Origin of the sequence: Mesorhizobium sp. M0771 (assembly GCF_040320155.1) — a bacterium.
Classification (GTDB): Bacteria; Pseudomonadota; Alphaproteobacteria; order Rhizobiales; family Rhizobiaceae; genus Mesorhizobium.
In genome coordinates this window covers 76512-93391 of the sequence record NZ_JAMYPC010000004.1, presented here as the reverse complement: position 1 = coordinate 93391, position 16880 = coordinate 76512, and the positions used below count along the sequence as shown (strand labels likewise).

Here is a 16880-nt window from a genome sequence, read left to right as displayed (position 1 = left end):
TTTGCGCCACTCTCGACGGATCTCGCCATGGACGGACCCAACCCAGACATCAAACACCCGATCCCGATGCACACCCGCGTCGGCTTCCTCAAGCCCCTGGTCACCGCACCGAATATCGAGATCGGCGAGTTCACCTACTATGACGATCCTGACGGACCGGACAAATTCGCCGAGCGATGCGTGCTGCATCATTATCCCTTCATCGGCGACAAGCTGATCATCGGCAAGTTCTGCGCCATCGCCGAGGGCGCGCGCTTCATCATGAACGGCGCCAACCATGCCATGTCCGGCTTTTCCACCTATCCGTTCAACATTTTCGGCCATGGCTGGGAGCAAGGCTTCGACCCGAAGACGTGGTCGCAGGAAGTGCGCGGCGACACGGTGGTCGGCAATGATGTATGGATCGGCATGGATGCGGTGATCATGCCCGGCGTGTCGGTCGGCAATGGCGCCATCGTGGCGGCGAAATCAGTGGTGACGCATGACGTGCCGGCCTATGCGATCGTCGCCGGCAATGCGGCAAAGGTGGTGAAGATGCGTTTCGACGACAGGACGGTGCGGCGGTTGCTGGCTGTGGCGTGGTGGAATTGGCCGGTGGACAAGATCGGCCGCAACCTCAACGCCATCCGGGGCGCCGATATTTCGAGGCTGGAGGCAGCAATTTGAACGCGCTGGGCAACACCGTCACCGGCACCGACCTGTTCACCAAGGGGTGGATCTTCATCCGCGGCGTGCCGGCGATGAAGTTCCTGCCGCCGGAGGGGCCGCCTGAGATCGCCTTTGCCGGCCGCTCCAATGTCGGCAAGTCGTCGCTGATCAATGCGCTCGTCGGCCATAACGGGCTGGCGCGCACCTCCAACACGCCGGGGCGCACGCAGGAGCTCAACTATTTCGTGCCGGGCGGGTTTTCCGGCGAAGGCACCGACTTGCCGCCAATGGCGCTGGTCGACATGCCGGGCTACGGCTATGCCAGCGCGCCGAAGGAAAAGGTGGACGACTGGACCAAGCTGGTCTTCGATTATCTCAAGGGCCGCGTGACACTGAAGCGGGTCTATGTGCTGATCGATTCCCGCCATGGCATCAAAGCCAAGGACGACGAAGTGCTGTCGCTACTCGACAAGGCGGCGGTGTCCTACCAGATCGTGCTGACCAAGACCGACAAGATCAAGGCCGCCGGCGTGCCGCGCCTCATCGAAGAGACGCTCGCCAAGATCAAGAAGCGGCCGGCGGCGTTTCCGTTCGTGCTCGCCACGTCGTCGGAAAAGGGCGAGGGTCTGGACGAACTGCGCGCGGCGATCGTGCTGGCGGCCAATGGCGGTTAAAAGCAACTCCAGGAAAAGTGTGAAGCGGTTTTCCGTCCGAAGTTGCGAAAAAAGACCTTTGGCTAACTAGGCCTTTGCCTTTGGCTTCGCCTCCACGGCGATCATCTGGTGGCTTTCTTCCTCGGCAAGCTTTTCGGTGCCGTAGGACTTCAGGAACAGGCTGACGCCCGACCGCACGATGTGGTCGATTTCATCCTGGCTCGGCGCCTTGGTGCGGTAGGCGAAGATGCACTGGCGAAACAGGCCGGCGAGGCACAGTTCGGTGAATTGATAGGCGGCAAGATCGACATCATCGATCTTGAGCAGGCCGCGTTCGATGGCTGCATCGAGGAACTTGACCACCTTGTCGTGGCCGCGTTTGGGGCCACGTTCGTAAAACCGCGCGCCCATGTCCGGTATCCTGTCGGAGGCGCCGATCACGGTGCGTTGCGCCTGGATGACCTTGGCCGAGGTGATCTTCATCGACAGCACCTTGCCGAACTTCACCAGCGTCTGGCGCAGATCGTCGGCGCGGTCGAGCATGTCGTACATGTTCTTGAAGATGGTGCCGCGCTCTTCCTCGATCAGCGCCTCGAACAGCTCTTCCTTGTTGGCGAAGTAGACATAGATCGTGCCCTTGGAGACGCCGGCCTCGCGGGTAATGTCGTTCATCGACGCCGCTTCGAAGCCCTTGTCGATGAACACGCGCCGCGCGCCCTCGATAATCTGGCTGCGCTTGACCGGATCCTGGCCCGCCGCCGGGCGGCCGCGACGCGCACTATCCAGCACATCGCACGGATCATTTTCGACGTCGGGTAACGTGTCGGCCATTAAAGTCACACCTCGCGAAATAATTCGAACCGAGCGGTTCGATTGCTCTTGATATGGGCCTGCTTTAGCGCTATGTCAACGTTCGCATCGAACCGAACGGTTCAGTATAACACATTTTCCTTATGTAGCTACGGTAGCGAGATATCATGTCCTCGAACACGCCAACCACCGCCGAAGTCCGCCCCTTTCCCAACGCCAAGGTCTCGCCGGTTATCGAAGCGCCGGAAGCGCCCATCAAGCCTGCCGCCGAAGTTTTGGCCGAGGTGCCGGCCAAGAAGAAGCGGTCGGCTCGCTCGTTCATGCTGCCGATCATCGGCCTCGCTCTGCTCAGCGCCGGCGCCTGGTATGGCTATAATTACTGGACCGACGGCCGGTTCCTGATCTCGACCGACGATGCCTATGTCCAGGCCGACATGTCGTTCGTCTCGCCGAAGATTTCCGGCTATGTCGATCAAGTCAAGGTCTCGGAGAACCAGCAGGTCAAGGCCGGCGATCCGCTGCTGACGATCGACGACGGCGACTACAGAATAGCCGTTGCCCAGGCGGAGGCGCAGATCGCCACGCTGGCCAAGACGCTCGACCGTATCGACGCGCAGACCAAGGCGGCGCAAGCTTCGCTGCAACAGGCGCAGGCGCACAAGGTCGCCGACCAGGCGGCAGCCGACAACGCCGCTCGCGCCCAGCAGCGCGCCGCGCAACTGGTCAAGACGCATGTCGGCACGCAGGCGCAACTGGACGATGCCCAGACCGCTCTCGACCAGGCCAATGCGGCCCTTGTCGGCGCCGACGCGCAGATTGCAGCCGCACAGGCCAATATCGGCGTGTTCGAAGCGCAGCGCGCCGAATCGGCCAGCACGCTGGCTTCGCTGCGGCTGAACCGCGACAAGGCCGCGCGCGATCTGTCCTTCACTGTGCTCAAGGCGCCTTATGACGGCGTCGTCGGCAACCGCTCGGTCGAGCAGGGCGACCTCGTCAGCCCCGGCCAGAAGCTCGCCGTCGTGGTGCCGCTGGACAAGCTCTACATCGTTGCCAACTTCAAGGAGACGCAGCTGGCCAAGCTGGTGCCCGGCGAGAAGGTTCGGGTCTCGGTCGACGCCACGGACGGCCATGATTTCGAAGGCACGGTGTCGTCGCTGGCGCCGGCTTCGGGTGCCGTGTTCTCGCTCCTGCCGCCGGAAAATGCCACCGGCAACTTCACCAAGGTGGTGCAGCGCATCCCGGTTCGCATCGACGTCCCGGCCGATGTGCTGAAGGCAGGCAGGCTGCGCGCCGGCCTGAGCGTCGTTGTCGCCGTCGACAGCCGCACGGCTCCGGCCGCGGCGAACTGAGCGAAAGCCGGGAGCAACGCCATGGCAACCGCAACCATAACAGCAGGAGCGGCGCCGGCCATGCCAGCGGTGCCGACGACCATCTCGACGCGCCGCCTCATCGCCTTCCTGGCGATGGTGTTCGGCATGTTCATGGCGATCCTCGACATCCAGATCGTCTCAGCCTCGCTGGCCGAGATCCAGGCCGGCCTCAGCGCCAGTTCCGACGAAATCCCATGGGTGCAGACCGCCTATCTGATCGCCGAAGTGGTGATGATCCCGCTGTCGGGCTTCCTCAGCCGGATGCTGTCGACGCGCGTGCTGTTTGCAGGCGCCGCGGCCGGCTTCACGGCGGCCAGCGCGCTGGCCGCGACCGCCACCAACATCGACCAGATGATCGTCTACCGAGCCATCCAGGGCTTTATCGGCGGCGGCATGATCCCGAGCGTTTTCGCCGCCGCCTTCACCATCTTCCCGCCGTCGCGCCGCGCCATGGTGTCGCCGATGATCGGCCTGGTGGCGACGCTGGCGCCGACCATCGGCCCGACCGTCGGCGGCTATATCAGCCATGCCATGTCGTGGCACTGGCTGTTCCTCATCAATGTCATTCCAGGCATTCTGGTGACGGTCACGACCTGGACCCTGATCGATTTCGACAAGCCCAATCTCGGCCTGTTCAGCAAGTTCGACTGGTGGGGCCTTGCCGGCATGGCGGCGTTTCTCGGCTGCATGGAATATGTGCTCGAGGAAGGTCCGAACCATGACTGGCTGCAGGAACAGGCCGTGTTCATCTGCGCCATCATCATGGTTGTCGGTGCGGCGCTGTTCTTCTGGCGTGCCTTCACCGCCGAGGAGCCGATCGTCGATCTCAGGGCCTTCACCAACGTCAATTTCGCCTTCGGTTCGCTGTTCTCCTTCGTCATCGGCATCGGCCTGTACGGTCTGACCTATCTCTACCCGGTGTTCCTCGGGCGCATCCGCGGCTACGATTCCATGATGATCGGCGAAGCCTTGTTCGTCAGCGGCCTGGCGATGTTCGTCACTGCGCCGATTTCCGGCATCCTGTCGAGCAAGATGGATTTGCGCATCATGATGATGATCGGGCTGTTCGGCTTCGCTGCCGGCACATGGTGGATGACGCATCTGACCGCCGACTGGGATTTCTGGGAATTGCTGATCCCGCAGATCCTGCGCGGCAGCTCGATGATGCTGTGCATGGTGCCGATCAACAACATTGCGCTCGGCACCTTGCCGCCGGACCGGCTGAAGAACGCGTCGGGCCTGTTCAACCTGACCCGCAACCTCGGCGGTGCGGTCGGCCTTGCCGTCATCAACACCGTGCTGATCGATCGCAGCGCCTTCCACTACGCCAGGCTGGCCGAGCATGTGGAATGGGGCAGTGCGGCGGCGCAGACCAAGCTGCAGAACATGACGCTCGACTTCCAGCAGACTCCCGGCCTCGACGCCACCAAGGCGGCGATCTCCAAACTGTCGGGCATGGTCCAGCAGCAGGCGTCGCTGCTGTCGTTCATGGATGTGTTCACCATGCTGACCGTGCTGTTCGCGACCATGGCGGTCTTCACCCTGGTCATCGCCAAGCCGGCGCCGCCCGCGGGCAGCGGCGGCGGAGGCCATTGAGCGCGCCGGACCCCCCGCCTGGCGCGCTCATGTGTGACCCCGGAAAGCACCCCCGATTTCCGGGGTCACGCTTAAGCATCGATCGTTGTCAAGCTCCTTGGTCGAACACCCGGCGCGCTATGCTGCGGCAGGCGGCCCAAACCATTTGGTCAGCGAGTCGGTTAGCCCGGCTGCTTCAGGGCCGCCGACCCAGGCCACATAACCGTCAGGCCGGACCAGCACTGCGCGTGGGGCTTCGACTGCCCCCAGCACCGGAAGCTCTCATGCGCCATCGTAGCTGGCGTCGACCAGCTGAATCCGCTCCACCCACTGGCCGATACCAAAAGCGCCGGGCTCACCAAGATTAAGCAGCAGCGGCCGAGCGTCATGCAGCAGGGCGAAAACCGGCAGCGGACCGGCAGCGGTGACGAGGTCGAGATCCGGCATGCGACGCCCCAGCAGCGGATGCCCCTCGCCAAGATCGTAGTGGATGTCCAGGCCGGACAACATGCCGGCAAAACGCTTGCGCGGCTCTTCCATGCCGAGAAGTTCCGACACTGTATCGCGCAGCGCCTTGGTGCGCTCGTCTTCGCGACGGAGCACGACCGACGCCATGGTGTTTTTCATCACACGCGCGGCAATCGGGTGGCGCTCTGCCTGGTAGCTGTCGAGCAGGCTTTCGGGCGCAGTTTTCCTGACCACCTGGGCGAGCTTCCAGCCCAGATTGACCGCGTCCTGCACGCCGGTCTGCAGCCCCTGTCCACCGTCCGGTGGATGCACGTGCGCGGCGTCGCCTGCCAGCAGCACCCGCCCCTTGCGGTATGAGGCTGCCTGCCGGGTCATGTCGGTGAAGCGGGCCAGCGATGTTGGATTGTGGACGCCGTAATCGGTGCCGTAGACGGCAATGAGCGCCTCGCTGAGCTCATGCAATGTGGGCACGCCGCCGGCCCCGACCTCGCGTTCGGTCACCAGCACCCGCACCGTACCGTCTTCCAGTCTGCTGAGGCCGTGAATTCCGATGGCATCGCGGTGGATACCCCATTGCGGCTCTTCTGTTACCTCGATCTCGGCGATCAAATTGCTGGTTGTCGGCTCGGAACCGGGGAACTCTATGCCCCCCGCCTTGCGCACGAGGCTTCTGCCGCCGTCGCAGCCGACAAGATAATCGGCACGAAGCGACCCGCCATCTGTCAGCGCGACATCGACGCCGCCTGCATCCTGCACGAAGCCTGTCACCTCGCGGCCACGGTAGACCGTGACGCCAAGTTCATCGACCCAGCAGGCAAGGATGCGCTCGATGTGCTTTTGCCACAGCGCCAGCCCGTAATTGTGGCGGGTGGGGAAGTCGCTGATATCAAGCGAAACGCCGGCGAAACCCGCGACCTGGGCGGTCTGGCCTTGCGACAGGAACCGATCGGCAATGCCGCGCTGGTCGAAGATCTCGATGGTGCGCGAATGCAGGCCGCCGGAGCGCACGCCCGCGAGATCCTGGTTCTCGCGCCGCTCGACGATGGCGACATCGATGCCGGCCAGGGACAGTTCGCCGGCCAGCATCAACCCGGTCGGGCCGCCGCCGGCGATCACCACTTGATGGGAGATACGCGGCCGGTCCGCATCAACACCGCCGGTCGATTTGGCGGTCGATCTGCGCTCGCTAGCGCGAGCCCGTGCTTTGGTTCGTTGCATAGGTTCTGGCCCTCTCGTTAGGGCTGCGGAATCTACGCATAAAAAGCCGTCTGCCAATTCTTGAAGTTGACTGTTTTCGCTCCATTTCAAGAGATAGGAGGCGGTCGTCACGCCGGCGCCAAATCCCCACCCCGCTAAAAGACGCCGAACGGTCAGGCAGTGGCCGGCTTGAAGCTGAGCGCAACGCCGTTGATGCAGTGGCGCAGGCCGGTGGGTGCGGGACCGTCATCGAAGACATGGCCGAGATGACCGCCGCAGCGGCGGCAATGAACCTCGGTGCGGGTCATGCCCAGAGAACGATCCGTGGTCTTGCCGACGCTGTTGGCGATCTCCTGCCAGAAGCTCGGCCATCCGGTACCGGAATCGAACTTGGTCTCCCAGGAATAGACCGGCAGGTCGCAGCCGGCGCAGGCGAAAATGCCTTTGCGGTGCTCGTTGAGCAGCGGGCTGGTGCCGGGATATTCGGTGCCTTCCTTGCGCAGCACATTGAAGGCTTCATCCGACAGGATGGCGTGCCACTCGGCGTCGGTCTTGGTGACCTCGAAGGTTTCGGCAGCTCTGGCGGACTGGGTTCCGCCCAAGCGTAGCGTTGCCAAGGCGCCGGCGACGGCCGCAAAGGCGACGCCACTCAAAAGCAAGTCGCGACGGTGCATAACGGAAATCCTCCTGCGGATCATTTTGCCAGATTTGGCCGCCACTGGAAAATCAAAAGCCGGTGACGGTTGCCCTGCAAACCGAACGCTCCAAGCCGGCTCCGCGTTTTGTGGCGGACGGCGTGGAGCGCTCGGAAGATTGCGCGGCCCGCGAAGGGGGAGCCGCGCAATCAGAGAGCTTACCGCCTGTTCGTCGGCGGCAGGGGCTTTGTTACATCTTCGGCAGCAGGACCTTGTCGATGACGTGGATGACGCCGTTCGACTGCTCGACATCGGCGATCGTGACATTGGCGACATTGCCGTTCTCGTCGGCTACGGTGACCTTGCCGCCATCGGCCTTGAGCGACAGCTCGCAGCCGCCGACCGTCTTGACCTTGTGGGTGCCGCCATCGGCCTTGGCCATCGAGGCGACATCGGCGCCCATCGCCTTGGCGCCGATGACATGGCAGGTCAGGATCTTGGTGAGCTTGTCCTTGTTCTCGGGCTTGAGCAGCGACTCGACCGTGCCAGCCGGAAGCGCGGCGAAGGCCTCATTGGTCGGCGCGAAGACGGTGAACGGGCCGGCGCCCTGCAGCGTCTCGATCAGGCCGGCAGCCTTGACGGCGGCGACCAGTGTCGTGTGATCCTTCGAATTGACGGCGTTCTCGACGATGTTCTTGTTGGCGTACATGGCGGCGCCGCCAACCATCGGATTCTCGGCATAGGCGATTGTGGCGAGGGCGGAGACGGCAATGGTACCGGCGAGCAAAAGGGTGGCGATTCTACGCATAGTGTTCGAACTCCTCGGGGTTATTGTTTCCTCTTTCGGAACAGAGGAGATACGAAATAGAACTGCCTGAGTTTCCGCGCGCCGGGAAAAATTTCCTTTATTTTGTCGGCGAATTAATCTCCCAGATCGAACCTCTAATCTCCAGCAGCGTATCCAAAACGAAAACAGCGGAAGATGTACTTCCGCTGTCTTCATTGTCACGTCATGGTTTTACGATCTATCAGATGCCCTTCAGGTCGCCCGCGGCAACGACCGGTCCGGTCGGCTGTCCCGTCGTCGAACCGCCCGTCGGCTCGACGCTGACAGCAAGCACGGCGCCTTGCGCCAGCTTCTGCTGCACGGCCGGGGTAACCGGGATATGGGCGACCTGGCCGGCGGGGATGACGCCCATCGAGACCGGCGCATTCTTGCCTTCGATCATCCACAGTTCGAAGTCCTTGCCGGCGGCGCGTTCGCCCGAAACCAGCGACAGGCCGACATCGCGGCGGGAAGCGTCGTAGACGACAAGGTATTTGACATCGCTGCCTTCGGCAGCCAGCGAGGCGACGAGGCGCTCCTGCGGCACGACGACCGGCGACCTGACGTAAGGCACGGCGACATAGAGCACCAGGGCCGCGAGAGCCGCTGCGGTGAGGCCGCGCCAGAAGCTAAGGCTGGACCACAGGCTGCCGCTCGGGGCCGTCGTCGACGCCGCGGTGGAGGAGAACAGCCGGCGATCGATAGCCGGCTTGATGGTGGCCGGCGGCTCTACCTCAGCATAAGCGGCAGCCATCGGCGAGAGGTTTACTTCCCAGGAATCGACGAGACGGGCAAAGCCGGTCTCCGCGTCGATGCGTCCGGAGGCTATCTGGCGCTCATCCGCCGGCAGCACGCCGAGAACGTATTCGGCTGCGAGCAGGTCGTCGCCTCCACGTTCCGGTCCATTTTCTTCTGCCAGGGTCATCTTTCCAGACATTCTCTAAGTTTCAACAGGCTGCGGCGCAGCCATGTCCGCATCGTGTTGAGCGGAACCTTGTGACGTTCCGCGAGCTCGGCGTAACTTTCGCCGTTCAAATAAGCACCCCGAACGGCTTGCGCCCGGTCTTGTTCCAACTCTTCAAGGCACTGATAGATGCGCTTGGATTCACCGCCCGCAACAACCATAGCCTCTGGCCCCGGACCGGGGTCAGCCACGTCGAGCGCGGCATCGATATCGGCAGCGGGCTTGCGTCGCGACCGGATGCGATCAATCGCATGATTGCGTGCTATGGCCACCAGCCAGGAGATTGGGCTTAGATCGGAAACAGCGAAACGGTCCGCCTTCGTCCACACTTTGACGAAGACCTCTTGCAGCGCTTCTTCCGCATCTCCGCGATCCTTCAATACACGAAGGCACACGCCGAAAAGTTTCGCACTGGTTTGCCGGTAAAGCAGATCGAACGCAGTCCGATCCTTCATCGAGGTCCGGACAATCAGGGTGGAGATATCCTGCGGCGTCATACGGACAAGCTAAGCGATCACGATTTATTTGCAAAGGCAGAAATCTTGTTGTCCACGCAATCGATGTCCGCGCCCGATCGCCAGTAATCGCCGGTCGGTTGCCAAGGAAATCGGCTGTCGTTAGCCTCCCGCAGATAGGGGAACAGCAATGTCGGCCGAACGGATGCTGTGGGAGAACGATGCGACCGGCTTGGCAGAGCTGTTGCACAGAGGCGAGATCTCGCCGCCAGACCTTGTCGATGCTGCGATCGCGCGCGCCGAGGCAACCCGATCATTGCGCATCCGCCGCTTGCCTGAGGCGCCATGGACCCGAAGGGGGCCGACGAGCTCATCGAAAACCTGCTCGACAAATTGCATTTGACCCGTCTCTTGGAGATCAGATCCTTGTTTGGGCAATTGATGGACAAGAGCCTGTGGTTCACCACTGGCCGGCGATCCAGAATGTCAGCGGCCAGCCGTCGATCGCGCTGCCGGTCCATGTCACCGATGCCGGCCTGCCGCTCGGCATCCAGGCCGTCGGCCGCCCCGGCGACGAGCAGGACGCTTTTGTCGCTTGCTGCGCAGATGGAGAAGGTTTCCGGGTGGCTGACGCGGCGGGCGCCGCTCAAGGTGCCGGCCTGATCCGGCAGATTTCATCATCGTGATAGCAAAGCTGTTTGCGGCCTGGGCCAATTCCCGCTAAGACGCCGCCGTCCTTACCCACATCCAGGGAACCATGCCGATGACGGAGATCACCGCCACCGCCGAAATGCAGGCCGCCCTGCTCTCGCGGGCCCTGCCCTATATGCAGCGCTACGAGCACAAGACGGTGGTGGTGAAATATGGCGGTCATGCCATGGGCGATATCGAGCTCGGCAAGGCTTTCGCCCGTGACATCGCGCTGCTGAAGCAGTCCGGCGTCAACCCGATCGTCGTCCATGGCGGCGGGCCGCAGATCGGCGCCATGCTGGCCAAGATGGGCATCGAATCCAAGTTCGAAGGCGGACTGCGCGTCACGGATCAGAAGACGGTCGAAATCGTCGAGATGGTGCTGGCCGGTTCGATCAACAAGGAGATCGTCGCGCTGATCAACGCCGAGGGCGAATGGGCGATCGGCCTGTGCGGCAAGGACGGCAACATGGTGTTCGCCGAAAAGGCGCGCAAGACCATGATCGACCCGGATTCCAACATCGAGCGTGTGCTCGATCTCGGTTTCGTCGGCGAACCGGTCGAAGTCGACCGCACCCTGCTCGACCTGCTGGCGCGCTCCGAAATGATCCCGGTGCTGGCGCCGGTGGCGCCCGGCCGCGATGGCCATACCTACAACATCAATGCCGACACCTTCGCCGGCGCCATCGCCGGCGCCTGCCAGGCGACGCGCCTTTTGTTCCTGACCGACGTGCCCGGCGTGCTCGACAAGAACAAGAAGCTGATCGACGAGCTGACGGTCGCCGAAGCCAAGGCGCTGATCAAGGACGGCACGGTGTCGGGCGGCATGATCCCCAAAGTCGAGACCTGCATCGAGGCGATCGAGCGCGGCGTCGAAGGCGTCGTCATCCTCAACGGCAAGACGCCGCATGCGGTGCTTCTGGAACTGTTCACCGAACACGGCGCCGGCACGCTAATCGTGCCCTGATCGGCAACTGGCTTGGCGGCCAGTTGGTCGGCTGGCCAGCCCTTAGGCAGGCTGGGGCAGGCGCGCGATGACCTTTATCTCGAAGTCGAAGCCGGCTAACCAGTTGACGCCGACCGCCGTCCAATTGGTGTAGGGCGGTTCACCGAACACCTTCAGCCGAACGGCATCGATCACGGGCCATTGCGTTGCCGGATCGGTGTGGAAGGTGGTCACGTCGACTATATCGTCGAACGTGGCGCCCGCTGCTTTCAGCACTGCCGCGAGATTGTCGAAGGCAAGCTGGACCTGCTTTTCGAAGACAGGTTCGGGCGACCCGTCCTCGCGGCTGCCGACCTGGCCCGAGACAAACAAAAGATCGCCCGATCGGATTGCAGCAGAATAGCGATTGATCTCGTAGAGAGCCTGCCTGCCGGCAGGAAAGATCGCGTCACGTTTGGTCATTTTCACTCCATTGTCCGGGGCACTCACATACGTCCCGTATGCATGAGGTGGGTACATACGCCGCGTATGTCAATACGCATACGGTACGTATCTATGAATGGCAGCGAGCCGGTCAGGTGCCGGCCGAGATCGCGACAGCCGCTTCGGCCGGCTTGAGCGGCGGGCGCATGACGACCATGGATTCCTCATCGGCATCCTGCGGCGCGCCCCAGAACTCAGCCAGCGTCGGACCATCCTTGAGGCGGCGGTCGCGGGCCAGGAAACCCCAGACCTCGCGGAACCACACGCGGCGGCCCATTTGGGTGTACCAGCGCATCGAATGGCGCTGTTCGGGATCGGGGTGGAAGAGAATGCGCGCCAGCGCCTTCGGCCGCGACTGCACCGCGACCTCGATCAGCTTGACCGAGAAGAAAAGCATCCACGGTTTCAGCCGGGTCATCTGCAGCACCTGGTGCTTGTAGTCCCACAGCCGGGCATCCGTCTGGATCACCTTGCGGTCCTTGGCGATGCGGAAGAACGGCGTCCAGCGGTGCGGCGTGACATAGAGCGCCTGGATCTGGTCGGGGTCGTAGGCAAGCAGCTGGCGAAAGCCGCGCCACAGATCGCGAAAGGTCTCATCCTCGAACCCCGCCACCCAGGTCGCCATGGACAGTATGCCATGCTGGCGGAGCAGCCGGATCGCCTCGCGGTCGGATGAGGTGCTGCCGCCCTTGCGGATCAGTTGAAGCGTCTGCTGGTCGGTGTTTTCCATGCCGAGCAGCCAGCGGATGACGCCGGCCTTGCGATAGAGGTGCAGGATGTCGGCATCGCGCACGATGTCGTCGGCCCGGGTCGAGCCGACGATCAGCACCGGCACGTTCTCGGCGATCAGCGCATCGAGAAAGGCGCGCCAAACCTTCTTCGATACGGTCGGGTTTTCGTCGGCGAGGTTGATCAGTTCGACGCCGTGCTGGCGGTGCAGCCAGGCAATCTCCTGCGCAAATTTTTTGGGGTCGCGGTGCCGCCAGCGGGTCCAGAAACCGCGCTGGCCGCAATAGTTGCACAGATGCGGACAGCCCCGCGAAAACTGCATGACCACGGCGCGCTTGCCGCCCCAATAGCTGTAGCGGCGGTGATCGATCAGCTCCCAGCCGACGCGGTACTCGTCCAGATTGGCAGTGGTCCCGGCCGGCCGCGTCGCGAAGGGGCGGCCGAGATCGTCGCGATAGGCGATACCCGCGACATCGCCCAGCGGCCGGCGATTGTCCAGTGCCACGACCAGGGCAAGGATGGTTGCCTCGCCCTCGCCGCGCACGATGAAGTCGAAGACATCGCTCGCCGCCAATATGTCGCGCCAGTGATAGGTCGGGAACACGCCGCCATAGATCACCAGCGTCGCCGGCTCGAGCGCCTTGACCATGCGGGCGATCGCGAGCGCGGTGGGATGCGCCGAGGTCGAGCCGGAGTGGCCGATCAGGATGCAATCGGGCTGGCCGCTGAGCGCATCGCGCACCAGAGTTTCCAACGGCATCGGCCCGAATTCGGCATCGACCAGCCGGACTTTATGGCCGGCGTCGATAAGCGGGCCGCCCAGTGCCAGCAGGCCGAGCGGTGGCAGATGGTCATCGGGCACGCGGCTGCCGATGGCGGTGTGCGGCGGATTGATCAGCACGATGTTCATGACGGACCTTTGAGCGACGGTCCGCATGGCATAGCCGGCGTTTCAGTTTCGCATTTGGGCTCCGTTCAGCAGTTTGCGTGCAGCCTTTCCGCAGAAATGGCGGTGCGTGTCCTACCGCCTGAGGTGGGCGAGCGGCACGTGGCCCGGGCCCTTGATGTTCTGCAGCACCAGCTGGGTGTGAACGTCGCGCACGCCGGCAAGGCGCATCAGGCGGTGCATGACGAAGGCGTTGAGTTCGTCGACCGACGGCACCATGACGTGCAGCAGGAAATCGTGGTCGCCGGTCATCGTCCAGCATGACGACACTTCGTCCATGCGTTGCACGGCGGCGATGAAGGTTTCGGGCGAACCGTCGCTGTGGCTGGTGAGCCGCACCTGGATGAACACCTCGACCATCAGGCCGACGGCGCGGCGGTTGAGCACGGCGGCAAAGCCCTTGATGATGCCGGCCTCCTGCAGCGCCTCGAAGCGGCGGGCGCAAGGCGTCGTCGACAGGCCGATCTCCTGCGCCAGTTCGGACACGGGCTTGCGTCCATCGCGCTGAAGCACATCCAGCATCTTGATCTCGAAATCGTCGAACTGAGGCATTTTCACTCTCTTTCAGCTTCTGCTTGGTGATTTTTACCTCAAATCATGGACCCAAGCCATCATCAAAGCTGAATTGCCTCGCCGGCCGCCGCTAGACTCTGCGGACAGATTCAAGTGTCACGATCAGGGGAGAAGAACCATGACGACGATGAGCGTTGCCGAATATGCCCGTGATTGCGCGGCGCAAGGCCTGCGTGGCGACTATTCAGTGTGCCGTTCCGATTTCACCGTGGCGCAGGGCTATGATTACAGCGCCGACGAACAGGCGGTGTGGCGCACGCTGTGCGACCGGCAGACCAAGCTGACGCAGAAGCTGGCGCACCATTCCTATCTCGATGGCGTCGCCGCACTCGGCCTGCTCGACAAGATCCCGGATTTCGGCGCGGTCTCAGACAGGCTGCGCAAGCTGACCGGCTGGGAAATCGTCGCCGTGCCTGGCCTCATCCCGGCCGCGCCCTTCTTCGACCATCTCGCCAACCGGCGCTTTCCGGTGACCAACTGGCTGCGCACCAAGGACGAGCTCGACTACATCGTCGAACCCGACATGTTCCACGACTTCTTCGGCCATGTGCCCATCCTGACACAGCCGGTGTTTGCCGACTTCATGCAGATGTATGGCGAAAAGGCCGAGAGCGTGATTGCGCTGGGCGGTGACGAGATGATCACCCGGCTCTACTGGTACACCGCCGAATACGGGCTGATACAGGAGGAGGGCCAGAAGCTGAAAGCTTTCGGCGCCGGGCTGATGTCGTCGTTCACCGAATTGCAGTTCGCCGTCGCGAGCCCGGACGCGCACCACGTGCCCTTCGACCTCGAAACGGTAATGCGCACCGGTTACGAGATCGACAAGTTCCAGCGCGCTTATTTCGTGCTGCCGTCCTTCGACGTGCTGCGCGATGCGTTCCGGACCGCCGATTTCAAGGCGATCGTTGCCCGCCGCAAGGGGCAGCCGACCCTGGATCCAGCGACGGTTTAGCAAATCCTGAAGGGTTTGCGCGGCACCTATCCCCACCCTTAATCCTCCCCACAAGGGGGAGGGAGATCTCGTTGGCGCTGATTTCCGAGGGTTTCGACACCAAGGCATGGGTAGCGCCGGTAGAAATCCTGTCGCGCCGTTCGCTTTTTTGACAATCAGACGGTGATGACTTCGTCACACCGGGGGGATGACTTCGTCACACCGTGATTACTTTGGTCAGATGGTCGCCTAGCCGGCAGGCAAGTGCGGTGATCGTCGTCGTCGGGTTGCATTCGCCCGACGTGCAGAATACCGAGGAACCGCCGACATAGAGATTGTCCATGCCGTGCACCTTGCAGTTGGCGTCGACCACGCTCTTGGTGACATCGGTGCCCATGCGCGTGCCGCCCATATGATGGTGGCCGGCCAGTTCCTCATCCGTCGGGTAGTCCTCGCCATTGGTCAGCCAGTCCATGATGCGGACGCGGCCGAGGTCCTTCTCGATCAGCGTCGTTCCGAACAGCTTGAGCCCCTCGAGGATGGTGCGGCGCTCCAACGGCGACTTCTTCCAGTGCAGCTCGATGCGCGGCACGCCGGCACGGTCGACATCGGTCTTCGACAATTCGATATGGTTCGAGGCCAGCGGCGCCTGTTCCCAGGCGACGTAGAGCTGGGCGGCGCAGCGCAGGTTCTGGCTGAGCTGGTAGGCGATCCATTCGGCGGCCTCGGGCGCGGTGCAGGCGAGGTCGGCAATCAGGCTCTTGACGCCGGCATAGGGCGTCTCGATCAGGCGTATGCCGAAATTCATGATCTGCAGCCGCTCCATGGCGGCGAGCGTCGGCGAGAAGAACGCCTCGTTGACGGCATCAACCTCGAACTCCCTGTAATCGGCCAGGATGGCATTGCCGCCCTCGAAGGTCGGGTGCTCCATCCAGTAGCGGCCAAGTGCCGTGGCGTTCGGCACCACGCCGCCATTCGAGCGCTGGTTCGACCATAGAAGCAGCCGCGAATTCTCCAGCCCGCCGGCGCAGACGATGAAATAATCGGCGCTGAAGGCGCCGGCATCCTTGCCGTTCGACCACAGCCTGGCGCCGGTCACTCGTTTGCCGTCCCCGGCAAGTTCGGTGGCATAGGTGTTGAGCACGAGCGCTATGTTCTTGCTCTTGTCGAGCTCGTCGGAGAATTTCTCGCCAAAGCGCACGGCCGGGCTCTTGATCAGCTGCACCCAGCGTATGTCGTCTGAAATCGGCACATCGGGCTTGAAGTCGGGAAGCTCGAGTATGTCGTGCACCTCGGACAGATAGGGCTCGATGTCGGTCCGGGCGATTGGCCAGCCGGTGTCCGGCGCCCATGCCTTGGGCTCAAAGTCCTGCTTGTCGAGCACGCGGCACCAGCCGGCCCAGTGGTTCGACGACCCGCCCATGAAGCGCAGCCGGGTGATGTCGAGATCGAAATATTGATCGCCGACCGTGGAGCCGCGGTAGAAATCCTGCGACTCGTCGCTGAATTCGCGTGCGCCGGCCTCCAGCACCACGACCGGAATGCCGGCGGCGCCGAGCTTTCTGGCAATGGTGGTGCCGGCCGGCCCGGAGCCGAGAATGCAGACCTTGGGCTTGAAATCCGAGGCTCGAAACGCCTCATAGCTGTCGAAGATCATGCCAGGTCGCTCCGCTTCAGGATCCAGCCATTGACCACGACGATCTCGTCGGGATCGGCCGGGGGGCGATCGCTGTCAGGCTGCTTGCGAAAAAGCTGTAGCGCCGGCATCGCAATCAGCGCCTGCACGATGGTGCGGCGCGATATTTTCCTGATGAAGAAACTCATGACACGTCTCTGGATGGGGGCTTCGATCCACGCACGGCGTTCCCTGAACGGCACAGGTACCGGCCAGACATGCCATTCCCGTGCCAAGCCTTGCCTGTAAACGAGTTACAACCCGGTAAACGGCGCAGTTGCGTGGAAACAATGTTGGCGAACC

General features: G+C 62.9%; 18 protein-coding genes and 1 pseudogene. 7 read left to right on the top strand and 12 right to left on the bottom strand.

Annotated features, from left to right (window positions below):
* The first annotated feature begins 27 nt into the window (after positions 1–27).
* Together NKI05_RS07760 and yihA are read left to right on the top strand one after the other, a co-directional pair.
* Positions 28–666, top strand: coding sequence for a CatB-related O-acetyltransferase (locus tag NKI05_RS07760; protein WP_023673243.1), 639 nt, complete (start codon positions 28–30; stop codon positions 664–666).
* Complete coding sequence (gene yihA / locus NKI05_RS07755; protein ID WP_352792294.1) at positions 663–1322, top strand: ribosome biogenesis GTP-binding protein YihA/YsxC; 660 nt, start codon at positions 663–665, stop codon at positions 1320–1322. The genes NKI05_RS07760 and yihA overlap by 4 nt, the downstream gene beginning before the upstream one ends.
* 66 nt (positions 1323–1388) lie before the next feature.
* Here yihA and NKI05_RS07750 read toward each other — a convergent pair whose 3' ends face one another.
* Positions 1389–2132: a TetR/AcrR family transcriptional regulator gene (locus tag NKI05_RS07750; RefSeq protein ID WP_023814523.1), complete on the bottom strand. Its 744-nt coding sequence runs from the start codon at positions 2130–2132 to the stop codon at positions 1389–1391.
* A gap of 146 nt (positions 2133–2278) precedes the next feature.
* On the opposite strand from NKI05_RS07750, the gene NKI05_RS07745 reads away from it, so the two are divergent.
* The gene (locus NKI05_RS07745) at positions 2279–3460 is read left to right on the top strand and encodes an HlyD family secretion protein (protein WP_023814524.1); all 1182 of its coding nucleotides are present in this window, start codon (positions 2279–2281) and stop codon (positions 3458–3460) included.
* 21 nt (positions 3461–3481) lie between these two features.
* Positions 3482–5077 (top strand): DHA2 family efflux MFS transporter permease subunit, encoded by a 1596-nt coding sequence (locus NKI05_RS07740; RefSeq protein WP_023744900.1) that lies wholly within the window; start codon positions 3482–3484, stop codon positions 5075–5077.
* A gap of 117 nt (positions 5078–5194) precedes the next feature.
* Here NKI05_RS07740 and NKI05_RS07735 read toward each other — a convergent pair.
* The 6 genes and pseudogenes from NKI05_RS07735 to NKI05_RS07710 all read right to left on the bottom strand — a co-directional run bounded on the left by NKI05_RS07735 (position 5195) and on the right by NKI05_RS07710 (position 10000).
* Positions 5195–6742: pseudogene (locus NKI05_RS07735) on the bottom strand (FAD-dependent monooxygenase).
* Positions 6743–6894: 152 nt separating this feature from the next.
* Positions 6895–7395 (bottom strand): peptide-methionine (R)-S-oxide reductase MsrB, encoded by a 501-nt coding sequence (gene msrB / locus NKI05_RS07730; protein ID WP_023814525.1) that lies wholly within the window; start codon positions 7393–7395, stop codon positions 6895–6897.
* A 211-nt stretch (positions 7396–7606) separates the two neighbouring features.
* Entirely contained in the window at positions 7607–8164 is a 558-nt protein-coding gene (locus NKI05_RS07725; protein WP_023752344.1) for a fasciclin domain-containing protein, read from the bottom strand.
* A gap of 220 nt (positions 8165–8384) precedes the next feature.
* The gene (locus NKI05_RS07720) at positions 8385–9107 is read right to left on the bottom strand and encodes an anti-sigma factor (protein ID WP_023736962.1); all 723 of its coding nucleotides are present in this window, start codon (positions 9105–9107) and stop codon (positions 8385–8387) included.
* Positions 9104–9643, bottom strand: a complete 540-nt coding sequence (locus tag NKI05_RS07715; RefSeq protein ID WP_352792293.1) for a sigma-70 family RNA polymerase sigma factor — start codon at positions 9641–9643, stop codon at positions 9104–9106. The genes NKI05_RS07720 and NKI05_RS07715 overlap by 4 nt, the downstream gene beginning before the upstream one ends.
* Before the next feature lie 120 nt (positions 9644–9763).
* Positions 9764–10000, bottom strand: coding sequence for a hypothetical protein (locus NKI05_RS07710; protein ID WP_023696029.1), 237 nt, complete (start codon positions 9998–10000; stop codon positions 9764–9766).
* A 56-nt stretch (positions 10001–10056) separates the two neighbouring features.
* Here NKI05_RS07710 and NKI05_RS07705 point away from each other — a divergent pair, with 56 nt between their 5' ends.
* Both NKI05_RS07705 and argB read left to right on the top strand, forming a co-directional pair.
* On the top strand, positions 10057–10287 hold the full coding sequence (locus NKI05_RS07705) for an amidase family protein (protein ID WP_023696030.1): 231 nt from the start codon (positions 10057–10059) through the stop codon (positions 10285–10287).
* Positions 10288–10364: 77 nt separating this feature from the next.
* Positions 10365–11258, top strand: a complete 894-nt coding sequence (argB, locus tag NKI05_RS07700) for an acetylglutamate kinase (RefSeq protein WP_013528489.1) — start codon at positions 10365–10367, stop codon at positions 11256–11258.
* A gap of 42 nt (positions 11259–11300) precedes the next feature.
* Here the strand turns inward: argB and NKI05_RS07695 are convergent, their stop codons facing one another.
* The 3 genes from NKI05_RS07695 to NKI05_RS07685 all read right to left on the bottom strand — a co-directional run bounded on the left by NKI05_RS07695 (position 11301) and on the right by NKI05_RS07685 (position 13947).
* A complete protein-coding gene (locus NKI05_RS07695; RefSeq protein WP_023687463.1) occupies positions 11301–11699 on the bottom strand; it encodes a RidA family protein in 399 nt (132 codons plus the stop codon).
* Between the two features lie 112 nt (positions 11700–11811).
* Positions 11812–13359, bottom strand: a complete 1548-nt coding sequence (gene bchE / locus NKI05_RS07690; RefSeq protein WP_023703792.1) for a magnesium-protoporphyrin IX monomethyl ester anaerobic oxidative cyclase — start codon at positions 13357–13359, stop codon at positions 11812–11814.
* A 111-nt stretch (positions 13360–13470) separates the two neighbouring features.
* A complete protein-coding gene (locus tag NKI05_RS07685; protein WP_023687465.1) occupies positions 13471–13947 on the bottom strand; it encodes an Lrp/AsnC family transcriptional regulator in 477 nt (158 codons plus the stop codon).
* A gap of 139 nt (positions 13948–14086) precedes the next feature.
* On the opposite strand from NKI05_RS07685, the gene phhA reads away from it, so the two are divergent.
* Positions 14087–14923, top strand: a complete 837-nt coding sequence (phhA, locus tag NKI05_RS07680) for a phenylalanine 4-monooxygenase (protein ID WP_023687466.1) — start codon at positions 14087–14089, stop codon at positions 14921–14923.
* Between the two features lie 196 nt (positions 14924–15119).
* Here the strand turns inward: phhA and NKI05_RS07675 are convergent, their stop codons facing one another.
* Together NKI05_RS07675 and NKI05_RS07670 are read right to left on the bottom strand one after the other, a co-directional pair.
* A complete protein-coding gene (locus tag NKI05_RS07675) occupies positions 15120–16559 on the bottom strand; it encodes a GMC oxidoreductase (RefSeq protein WP_023755363.1) in 1440 nt (479 codons plus the stop codon).
* On the bottom strand, positions 16556–16726 hold the full coding sequence (locus NKI05_RS07670) for a hypothetical protein (RefSeq protein ID WP_023681346.1): 171 nt from the start codon (positions 16724–16726) through the stop codon (positions 16556–16558). Before NKI05_RS07670 ends, NKI05_RS07675 begins: the two co-directional genes overlap by 4 nt.
* Positions 16727–16880 lie beyond the last annotated feature (154 nt).